This is a genomic window from Streptomyces sp. NPDC093149, from assembly GCF_044754145.1.
Lineage (GTDB): Bacteria > Actinomycetota > Actinomycetes > Streptomycetales > Streptomycetaceae > Streptomyces.
This window is the reverse complement of record NZ_JBIVON010000056.1, coordinates 1-8,882: the sequence shown is the minus strand read 5'-3', so window position 1 is coordinate 8,882 and position 8,882 is coordinate 1. Positions and strand designations below refer to the sequence as shown.

Genomic DNA, 8,882 nt, shown 5'->3' with positions numbered 1-8,882 from the left:
AAAACCCAACACCGTTCACCTGGACCAAGACGGCCGAGGAGATCCTCGACTCCCTCGCGCGTTTCTGCCAACGAATCTCCGGCGCAGGACACTAGTACTGCAACGGTCTTTGTCGTGACCGTTGCAGTACTCGTGCCGGGGCCGGGGTCACCGCGTAGGCGTCGCCTTCGGTGCCGGGCGGACGGGGACGTACTTCTGGGTGTCGAATTCGATGACCACCGGCCGCGGTTCGGAGGCCACGTCGGCCTGCACCCGGTACATGGTGCCGTCCTCGCCGACCCAGTAACGCACGCTGTCCGCCGTACCCGCCTTGCCGCGGGCGTCCGGGCCGGTCATGACGTCCGTCCGCCGGCCGCGCGCTTGGCCGGACCCGACCCACGCGGCACCGTTCTGCGGCAGCAGTTGGGCGTTGTCCGGGCGGTCGCTGCCCAGGCCGAGGGCGATGGCCAGCGAACTGTCCAGGGTGTTGCCGGCCGTCCGCAGCGGACGGTCGTACCAGCCGGTCGCGGGCGGCGACGCCGGCGCGGTCGCCGGGGGGTCCGCCAGCGGGTGGAACCGGACGGTGGCGGCCGTCCACTCGATCAGGCCGTCGCCGGACGCGTCACGTCCGGTTCCGCGCACCACCCCGTACCCCCTCTTCGCGCGGTAGTCGACGGATCCGGTGACGACCAGCCCGCCGGCCGCGCCCGGCACGGTGATCGTCACCGCGCGGCCTTCCGCTTCGTAGTTACGGAACCGCGCGACCGCCAGCCGGTTCGCCTCGTCCGAGGTCAGCGCACGACGGACGGCGGGCTCGCCGCCGCCGACGAGGGCCAACGTGAGGGCCGCGGCAGCCGCGACGCCGATGCCAGCGGCCGCCATCCAGCGCGCCCGGGGCCACTTCCTGCCGCGCCGGTCCGCCGCGCCCCGCGGGAGACCTCGCCTGATTCTGATGCTCCGCACGCGGCGGGATGCTAACAGGCTCCCGCTGACCCAACCCGTAAATTCCGCTTTCCGACCTGATCACGCGTCAAGTTATGGGATATTGCGGTTGGTTGCTGTGTCCGTAGGGACATAGGACGACAAAGAGGAGTGCCCGTACATGGCGATTCCAAGACTGGCACGCGTGGGGCTGTCCGGTCTGTTACTGGTCGGTGGGGCCACCGGCACCATCGCGACAGGCGCCGGACAGGCCGGCGCCGCCACTTCCGACGGCACGCTGACGGTCCAGGTGCTGCGGGACTTCTTCGGCACCGGCGTGATCAACACGACCATGGACGTGCCGCAGCGGGGCATGAGGGTCGACGTCTCCGACCCGGCCGGCCATCACGTCACCGGCACCACGGACGCCACCGGCAAGGTCGTGGTGCCCCCGCCGGCCGAACTGACCGGTGGCCGGTACCGCGTCGACGTCAGCGTCCCGGCGCCGTACGACCGCTATCTGCGGGCGGCGCCCGCCTCCACCGCGGAGAACCACTTCGACAGCTTCACGTCGTTCGTGGACGTCTCCGAGGGCAAGGACGACTCGGTGATCACCGGGGTCTGGGACGCGGCCGACTACGCGTTGCCGGACACCCGTTACTTCGTACCGGTGCAGACCGGTCCCGGCGCGAGCGACACCCGGGCGCTGGTGGCGTTCGGGACGGACGCCCGCGGCACCTGTCCCGCAGACAAGGCCTGCCCGACCGTGCTCGCCACGCAGGAGCAGGTGGGGACGACCACGGGCCTGGCCTATGACAAGTACCGCAAGCGGCTGTTCCAGGCCGCGTTCGCCCGGCGGTTCGCCGCGTACGGGCCGGAGGGCGGCAACGCGATCTACGCCGTGCCGGCCGACGGCGGCGGCGCCCCGACGCTGTTCGCGAAGGTGCCGGGCGCCACGGCGACGGCGCACGACAGCGCCAACATGCTCAAGGACGCCGGGTTCACCGACGCGCCGGGCAAGGAGAGTATCGGCGGCCTGGCCCTGTCGGAGGACGGCTCGACGCTGTACGCGGTGAACATGCTCACCCGCAGCCTGGTCAGCTTCGACGCCACCGGGGCGCGCGCCTCGGCGCCGAAGGCCACGGTGCCGATCCCCGACCCGGGCTGCGCCTCGGTCGGCGACTGGCGGCCGACCGGTCTGGCCGTCCGCGACAACACCCTGTACGTCGGCGGCGTGTGCAGCGCGGAGAGCACGCAGAAGCGCGCGGACCTGAAGGCCGTCGTCTCCACGTACGACGGCAAGCAGTTCACCCCCGTGCTGAACCATCCGCTGACCGCCGAGCGCGGGGACGTGTACGTCGGCTTCCCGAACCACGAGGCGTCCCGCTTCTGGAACCCGTGGGACACCCGCCTGGAGACCTGGGACAGCCGCGTGGTGGGCACCACGATGGTCGGTCCGCAGCCGGAGCTGGCCAGTATGGCCTTCGCCCGCGACGGTTCGGTGATCCTCGGCTTCCGCGACCGGTTCATGGACGTCGCCGGCGGGCTCGACCCGAGGCCCGACAAGAACACCCCGCAGGGCGGCATGGCCGGCGGTGACATCACCATGGCCTGCGCCAAGCCCACCGGCGGGTACGCCTGGGAGGGCACCGAGGACTGCCCGAACCACGCGACTCCCGCCAACGACGGCATGGAGGCGGAAGGCGTCGTCGAGTACTTCCCCGGCGACTTCTTCTCCGGCGCGGCCACCCCGGCCCCAAACCAGCGCGGACTGCACCAGGAGACCTCGCTCGGATCGGTCGCCTACATCCCGCAGCAGCAGTGGGTCATCAGCACCCAGATGGACCCGACCGTCCACGTCAGCACCGCCGGTGCCGGCTTCTACGACGTCACCACCGGGGCCGGCCCGGGCAACAACCCGAACGGCAACGCGTACCAGTTCGTCGATGGAAACGGGTTCGGCAAGGCCGGCGGCCTCGGCGACATCGCGCACGCCGCGGCAAACGCGCCGATCCAGATCGGCAACGTGGTCTGGTTCGACGGTGACCACAACGGCATCCAGGACCCCGGGCACGTCCTGCTGCCGGGCGCCACGATCAACCTGCTCGACGCCGACGGCAAGCAGGTCGCCACGACCAAGACCGACGCCGCGGGCGAGTACTACTTCGGCGGAGTCGGGGCGGCGTACGAGCTCACGCCGGGTGCCGACTACACCGTGCAGTTCGACGTGTGTACGGCGGACACCAGCCAGGTGCCCGGCCACCCGGCGGCCACCGATCTGCGCTTCACGCTCCCGCGGGCCGGTGACGACCGGGCGCACGACTCCAACGTGACGCCTCCGACCACCGGGCAGCTGTGCGAGGGATCCGCGCCGGTCACGGCACCCGCGAAGGCGGGAGAGGTCGACCACACGATCGACGCCGGCGTGTACATCCCCGAGAAGACCCCGCCGACGCCCACACCGCCCCCGACTCCAACGACCTCGGCTCCGCCGACCAGCACCCCGCCGACGCACGCACCGTCGACGCCGCCGACCTCCACGGCGCCCGTCGGCCCGGTCCCGAACGGCGGCTCGGGCTCCCTCGCCCACACGGGGACGTCCCGTACGGGCCTGTACCTCGCGCTCACCACCCTGCTGGTCGGGGCGGGCGCGGCAGTCGTCCTCGTGACCCGCAGGCGCCGATCCAGGCTCCACTGACCACCCACAATTCCTAATCTTCTTGTCAAGCCGTTCTGGCTGGGACGCCGGCCGTCAGTCGGCCGCGGGCTCAACGGTCGCTGCGACTGAGCGACGGCGGAGCCCAGCGGCCACAAGCTCCTTCGACCAGCGTGCCCACCAGACCGGTCGTCTTCAGTCGGCCACTGACGGATAGCTGCGGACAGCCGCGGACATCACTGCGACGGGCCGGTGCGACGCACCGGCCCGTCGTCATGACCGCCGCTCGGTGACTCCGTGACTCGGTGCGGCGGAGTACCCATCCACCCGGACCAGCTGGAGCGGGCGCGCGATGCCCAGGCCGGTCTGCTCGCGACGGACGGGGAGCGGCTGCGGTTCGTCCGGGGGGCGGCGGAACGCATGCCCATGGCGGACGGCGAGTTCGACGCGCTCATCAGCGTCGAGGCCGCTCAGCACTTCCCGGACCTGGAGGCCTTCGCGGCGGAGGCGGCGCGGGTGCTGCGGCCGGGCGGCCGGCTGGCCGTCACCAGTTTCTTCACCGTGGACGACGCGCCCGGCCGGACCGAGGAGCCGGCCCGGCTCCTGGAGACATACGCGAACGGCCTGGACATCGCCCGTCCGGTGCAGGCGCTCGCGGACGCGTTCACGGCGGCCGGACTCAAGCGGGTGCACGTCGAGTCGATCGGCTCGGACGTCTGGCCGGGCTGGGACCTGTGGCTCGCCCAGTGGTGGGCCCCGGGCACCTGGCCCCGAAACTTCCTGCGTGCCTACGAGGACCATGTCCTGGACTACTACGTCGTCACCGCGACCCGGTCGGCGTGACACCGCCGCCGAGGCCGACGCCGGATCAGTCCAGCCAGACGACGACCGCGTGGCCGTTCCCGGGCGGCGGCCTCGAAGTACGCGGTCAGGCCGGTGAACCGGTCCCTGGCCCAGTCGAGTGCGCCGGGCTCCTCCCAGCCCGGCGGGTAGATCTCCGCCACCGTCAGGTCGCGCGGGTCGACGCCGTCGAGGAGCCGGTCATATGTCAGACCGCTCAGCGTCTCGGCGGCGAGGCGGACCCGGTCCGCCGGGAGGTGGTGCGGCAGGCCGTAGCCCCAGTCGTCGGCCTTGCCGAGCGCTTCTTCCCCGTGGACGACGTTCACGGGGAAGTCCACGCGCCGCAGCAGGAAGTCGAGCAGGTGTCACGCCTAGTAGGTGGAGAAATGGCGGACCCCGGTCCGCAGGGGCGTGAACTCCCCGTCCTCGGACTCCAGGGTGTCCTCGTTGTACGCGAGGGTGGCGGGCAGGGCGGGGGCCCGGACCGTGTGCCGGAACGGCAGCCGCAGCAGCACCGGGGCGAGCGTGAGTCCGGCCGCGGCGGCCAGGCGCTCGGTGAGGGTGCCGGTCCGGGCGGTGGAGTACGCCTCCATGCTAGTCACGACGGCCACCTCCACCGGTGGCGGCGCGCCCTGGCCGCCGGCTGGCCGCCCAGGGCAAGGCCCTGGGCGGCCAGCGCCTCGGCGACCGTGCGGACGTCGGCGGCAGCCTGCCCCACTCCGATGCCGTACCGCTCGGCGAACCGTCCGGCGGCCTCCTCCTGGCTGGTGGAGGCGAGCAGGAGCATCGCGGCGGCCGACGCGGTCGGCGTCAGGTAGGCCCAGCGGCCGGTCCGTTCGCTGAGGATCGCGCCGCCCTCATCGGTGAGTACGGGGTGGGCGCCCTCAGGCAACCGCCACACGGCCACCCACCTCCTCCCACCACGTTGAGGTGGCGGCGGCATGCTGCCGCAGCCGCACCTCGGCGGACACCACCAGGTGCAGGGCGCGCCTGGGCGTTCGGCTGCCCGGCCGAGGCCCGGGTCGGGCAACGTGGGAACTTTCAGCCCGGCCGGACCTGCTTCATCCGTCACTGGCTGGCGAGTTCGTGAATGCGGTTGGCGAGGATAGCGTCGGGGCGGCAGACGAGGCCGTCGGTGGTGGTGTGCCGGTCGACCAGGCGCTCGACCTCTGCTTCCAGACGCCCTGTGGGGACGGCGCGGCAGGTGTGGTGGCGGGCGGAATAGCCGGTGAAGGTCTCCAGGGCCTCCAGGAACTCGTCGGGGTCGATGGCGGAGGTCCGGACCGGGCCGCTGCGGAAGAACGTGGTGACCTGCCGTTTCCAGAAGCGGGCTTCGCGGTCCTCGCCGAGGCCGAGGTGGTCGAGGTAGAGGCAGTAGGCCGCGCCGCCGTGTCCGGCGCCGGCCGCGAACCGCCACCAGAACCGGGCGCTTTCGGGCTGGTGGGCGAGGTAGAGCATGCACGCGAAGACTTGGACGCCGTCGATGTCCACGCCCGCGGTCCAGCCGTCGAACCGGGCGACGCTCTCGTCGTCGCCCAGGAGCGCGGCCAGTTCTTCGACGTGCGCGGCCGCCCCGGCCTGGGTAACGGTCCATCGGGACATGACGCCGAGGCGGCGCCGGGCGCCCGGAACCCGGGGGGCCTGGGCGGGGACGGGGTGGACGTAGCCGGCGTCCCGGGCGATGCGGCGCAGTCCGGTGCCGACGTCGAATGGGCGGCGGCGTTCTCGGGCGGAGATGTCGGCATCGGCGAAGGCCTTCTCCCAGTCGTTCACAGGGTGTCTTCCTTCTTCATCGGGCACGTGGCGTTGCGGTAGACGGGGGCGAGGCGGTCCTGGGCCCTGCGGCAGTGGTGGTTGACGGTGCTGGGCGAGAGGCCCATGTACCAGGCGATGTGCTTGGTGTCGTACTTGGCGATGTAACGCAGGACGATCGCGTCGAACTGACGCGGGGGCAGCTTGCTGAGGGCCGGGTAGAGGCCGATTCCGCTGTCCATCGTGGCGAGGTTCTCGCGGAGGGTGCCGATCAGGTCGTCGATGACGACGCGGCGCATGATCTGCCAGGTCTGCTCCTGCAGATCGGGCTCGACAAGCAGGTCGTCCCAGTGCCGCAGGATCTCCAGGAAGGCGCGGTGCACGGCCCGCTCCGCCCGGTCGTTCGTGTGCAGGATGAACAGGGCGTACTCGTGGAACGCTTCCTGGTTGGTGAGGTAGTGGGCTTCGAACTCCAGTGGAAGTGGGAGCGGGGCCTCGGTCACCGGGCTGCGGCCGGCGGTTTCCTCACGTACGTGGTCGGTCATGAAGCCTCTTCGTTGAGGGCTGATACGGTCCCGGCTCCCTCCGGGGGGCCGGCACGGACTACTCAATCGGCTGGATCTGCCGATCGCGCATGCAGACCCGAATGGAAATCACACACCGAGACCACCTATCGGCAGAACGTGACCACATGACGGTCAGTACATACGCTCTGACCTGGTGTGACGCCGGTTCTCGCGTGACATGCCTTCGCCAGCACGTTGCACTCCAGGTGAGCGACGTCACAGCCGCACCCTCAGGCGCGCGAGAGGAATTCGCCACGAGCAGCGAAACCAGCCACTCCACGCGCCCCAGAGGCTGCCGGTCAGGCCCGGCAGACGGAGAACCTCCCGTGGAAGCACGACCATGCCGCGGCCGGCCATGATGCCGCTGGTGTCCGACGCACTGTCAGGCTGATCCGGATGCGTCCGCTCAAGGCCGACTAGGACGCGCTCGTTGGGGTCATGGAGCTCGGCCGTCGGTCCAGGTATTCATCGTCGAGGAGCGCACAGGTGTACCCATCCACGTCCGGGTCAACGACGCCATGTCCTGGGCGGTTCCGGTTCCAAGGGGTAGAGGCTGCCAGGCCGGAAGGGGGCCCAACAAGACCGGCCGGTCCGGCAGCCTCGAGTGGCCGGGCAGGCGTCGAGGCTGCCGGCCGGTCAGCGGATGCGGGGACGGGAGTGCCGCCGCACCACGCTGGTCTCTACCGGAGGGGCCACGGGCAGCTGCCTGTCAGCATGGCCCACTCCCGATCCACCTTTACGGCACGACCATACGTACCTGCGTGCCGACGGATCCCGAGACGAAGGGCGGTTCGGAGTCGACGGTGAAGATCGCGAAGGCGGACCTGGTCCCCAAGGATGTGAACCTGCGGGAGGAGTACCAGACCTTCGGCCAGTTGGAGGCTGCCTGCCGCAGCTTCTGCGAGGAGGTCAACTCCCGTATTCACCGGGCGGCTCGGAGCAAGCCCGTCTACCGGCTCGCCGAGGAACGTCAGCGTCTTCACCCGCTGCCCAAGCGGCCGTTCACCGCCACGTTCGGCACCACCCGCCGGGTCACCTGGGAGTCGACGATCTCGGTCGAAGCGGTCCGTTACTCGGTCCCGCACGAGCTGATCGACAGCCGGGTCTGGGCCCGGTTCCACGGCGACGAGCTGATCGTCACCGCCGTCGACGAGGACGGCTCGGCGGTCGAGGTCGCCCGCCACCTGCGCGGCGAGCCCGGCAGCCCGGTCCTGGAGGATGCCCACTACCCGCCGCGCGAGGACAAGGAAGCCGACCGGACTCCACGGGCCACCTCCGCCGAGGAGGCCGCGTTCCTCCGGCTCGGCCCCGGCGCCGCGAGCTGGCTGATCGAGGCCGGGGCGGCTGGCGTCAGAAGGATCAAGGCGAAGATGACCGAGGCCGTCGCCCTGTCAAAGCTCTACTCTGCAGCGGAAGTTGACCGGGCGCTCGGCACCGCCGCGGTCACCGCCCGCTTCCGCGGACAAGGACCTCATGTCGATCCTCGACTACCAGGCCGTCCACGGCCTGGCCGAGCCGGTCCGCCGCAGCGAGGACCACTCGCTGCAGCCCGGCACCTCCGCTTGGTCCGCCCTCGGCGCCCCTGCCGCCAGCACTGCTGATCTTTCCGAGTACGACGAAAGCGACCACCTCTGATGGCCACCCCTCTTCGCACCGTTCCCGGCACCAACGGCGACCCGCTCGCCGAGGCCATCGAGCTGACCCGTCGGCTCAAACTCCCGCACATCCGCAGGTCGTTGACCGACATCATCCCCACCGCGAAGGCCCAACGCTGGGATCCCGCCGAGGTCGTCCGCGTCCTGCTGGCCGAGGAGGCGGCCGGCCGCGACCGGGCCAACCTGCACACCCGCCGCAAGCGGGCCGGGTTCCCCACCGGGAAGACCTTCGGGGACTGGCACGAGTCCAAGTCGTCCATCCCCAGGGCCGCTCAGGACGCGCTCAAGAGCCTGGAGTGGGTCGGACGGCGAGAGAATTTTTGTATCTGTGGACCAAGCGTTATCAGCGGGGCGTGAGCCCTTCGATTCTTTGTCTGCAACGAGCGTCACCGTGAGCGTTCTGCGTCGTTGATGCATTGCTACTGAACTTGAATGTGTGATGTCGGCCTGATCGTGTCAGCTGGTCAAGGTCAGGCCGGTGCCTATGCGGCAGCCGTCGATGAGGTGCGGTCG

At 70.7% G+C, this 8,882-nt stretch carries 8 protein-coding genes and 2 pseudogenes; 4 read left to right on the top strand and 6 right to left on the bottom strand.

Translation table 11 applies throughout. The features are described from left to right. Positions 1-147 precede the first annotated feature (147 nt). Positions 148-942 carry a hypothetical protein gene (locus ACIQCZ_RS42260; RefSeq protein ID WP_402291497.1) on the bottom strand — a complete coding sequence of 265 codons (795 nt, stop codon included), beginning with the start codon at positions 940-942 and terminating at the stop codon, positions 148-150. A 139-nt stretch (positions 943-1,081) separates the two neighbouring features. Between ACIQCZ_RS42260 and ACIQCZ_RS42255 the strand changes: the two genes are divergently transcribed. Continuing rightward, positions 1,082-3,598, top strand: coding sequence for an SdrD B-like domain-containing protein (locus ACIQCZ_RS42255; protein ID WP_402291495.1), 2,517 nt, complete (start codon positions 1,082-1,084; stop codon positions 3,596-3,598). 255 nt (positions 3,599-3,853) lie between these two features. Continuing rightward, positions 3,854-4,399, top strand: a complete 546-nt coding sequence (locus ACIQCZ_RS42250) for a methyltransferase domain-containing protein (protein ID WP_402291493.1) — start codon at positions 3,854-3,856, stop codon at positions 4,397-4,399. Here the strand turns inward: ACIQCZ_RS42250 and ACIQCZ_RS42245 are convergent. The 5 genes from ACIQCZ_RS42245 to ACIQCZ_RS42225 all read right to left on the bottom strand — a co-directional run bounded on the left by ACIQCZ_RS42245 (position 4,369) and on the right by ACIQCZ_RS42225 (position 6,693). Next, complete coding sequence (locus ACIQCZ_RS42245) at positions 4,369-4,758, bottom strand: DUF1877 family protein (protein ID WP_402291499.1); 390 nt, start codon at positions 4,756-4,758, stop codon at positions 4,369-4,371. The two genes, ACIQCZ_RS42250 and ACIQCZ_RS42245, sit on opposite strands and share 31 nt — an antisense overlap. A 9-nt stretch (positions 4,759-4,767) precedes the next feature. Then, positions 4,768-4,998, bottom strand: a complete 231-nt coding sequence (locus tag ACIQCZ_RS42240; RefSeq protein ID WP_402291491.1) for a hypothetical protein — start codon at positions 4,996-4,998, stop codon at positions 4,768-4,770. Further along, the gene (locus tag ACIQCZ_RS42235) at positions 4,995-5,297 is read right to left on the bottom strand and encodes a PqqD family peptide modification chaperone (RefSeq protein WP_402291489.1); all 303 of its coding nucleotides are present in this window, start codon (positions 5,295-5,297) and stop codon (positions 4,995-4,997) included. Before ACIQCZ_RS42235 ends, ACIQCZ_RS42240 begins: the two co-directional genes overlap by 4 nt. Positions 5,298-5,464: 167 nt before the next feature. Continuing rightward, entirely contained in the window at positions 5,465-6,169 is a 705-nt protein-coding gene (locus tag ACIQCZ_RS42230; protein WP_402291487.1) for a hypothetical protein, read from the bottom strand. Beyond that, the gene (locus ACIQCZ_RS42225; protein WP_402291485.1) at positions 6,166-6,693 is read right to left on the bottom strand and encodes an RNA polymerase sigma factor; all 528 of its coding nucleotides are present in this window, start codon (positions 6,691-6,693) and stop codon (positions 6,166-6,168) included. Before ACIQCZ_RS42225 ends, ACIQCZ_RS42230 begins: the two co-directional genes overlap by 4 nt. Before the next feature lie 758 nt (positions 6,694-7,451). Between ACIQCZ_RS42225 and ACIQCZ_RS42220 the strand changes: the two are divergent. Together ACIQCZ_RS42220 and ACIQCZ_RS42215 are read left to right on the top strand one after the other, a co-directional pair. After that, a pseudogene (locus ACIQCZ_RS42220) lies at positions 7,452-8,349 on the top strand (Mu transposase domain-containing protein); the annotation flags it as partial. Then, a pseudogene (locus tag ACIQCZ_RS42215) lies at positions 8,349-8,708 on the top strand (ATP-binding protein); the annotation flags it as partial. The pseudogenes ACIQCZ_RS42220 and ACIQCZ_RS42215, both read left to right, overlap by 1 nt. Positions 8,709-8,882 lie beyond the last annotated feature (174 nt).

Excerpts from the sequence above, each read along its gene's own strand:
- ACIQCZ_RS42225 (WP_402291485.1), bottom strand. The coding sequence starts at position 6,693 with ATGACCGACCACGTACGTGAGGAAACCGCCGGCCGCAGCCCGGTGACC.
- ACIQCZ_RS42255 (WP_402291495.1), top strand. The coding sequence starts at position 1,082 with ATGGCGATTCCAAGACTGGCACGCGTGGGGCTGTCCGGTCTGTTACTG.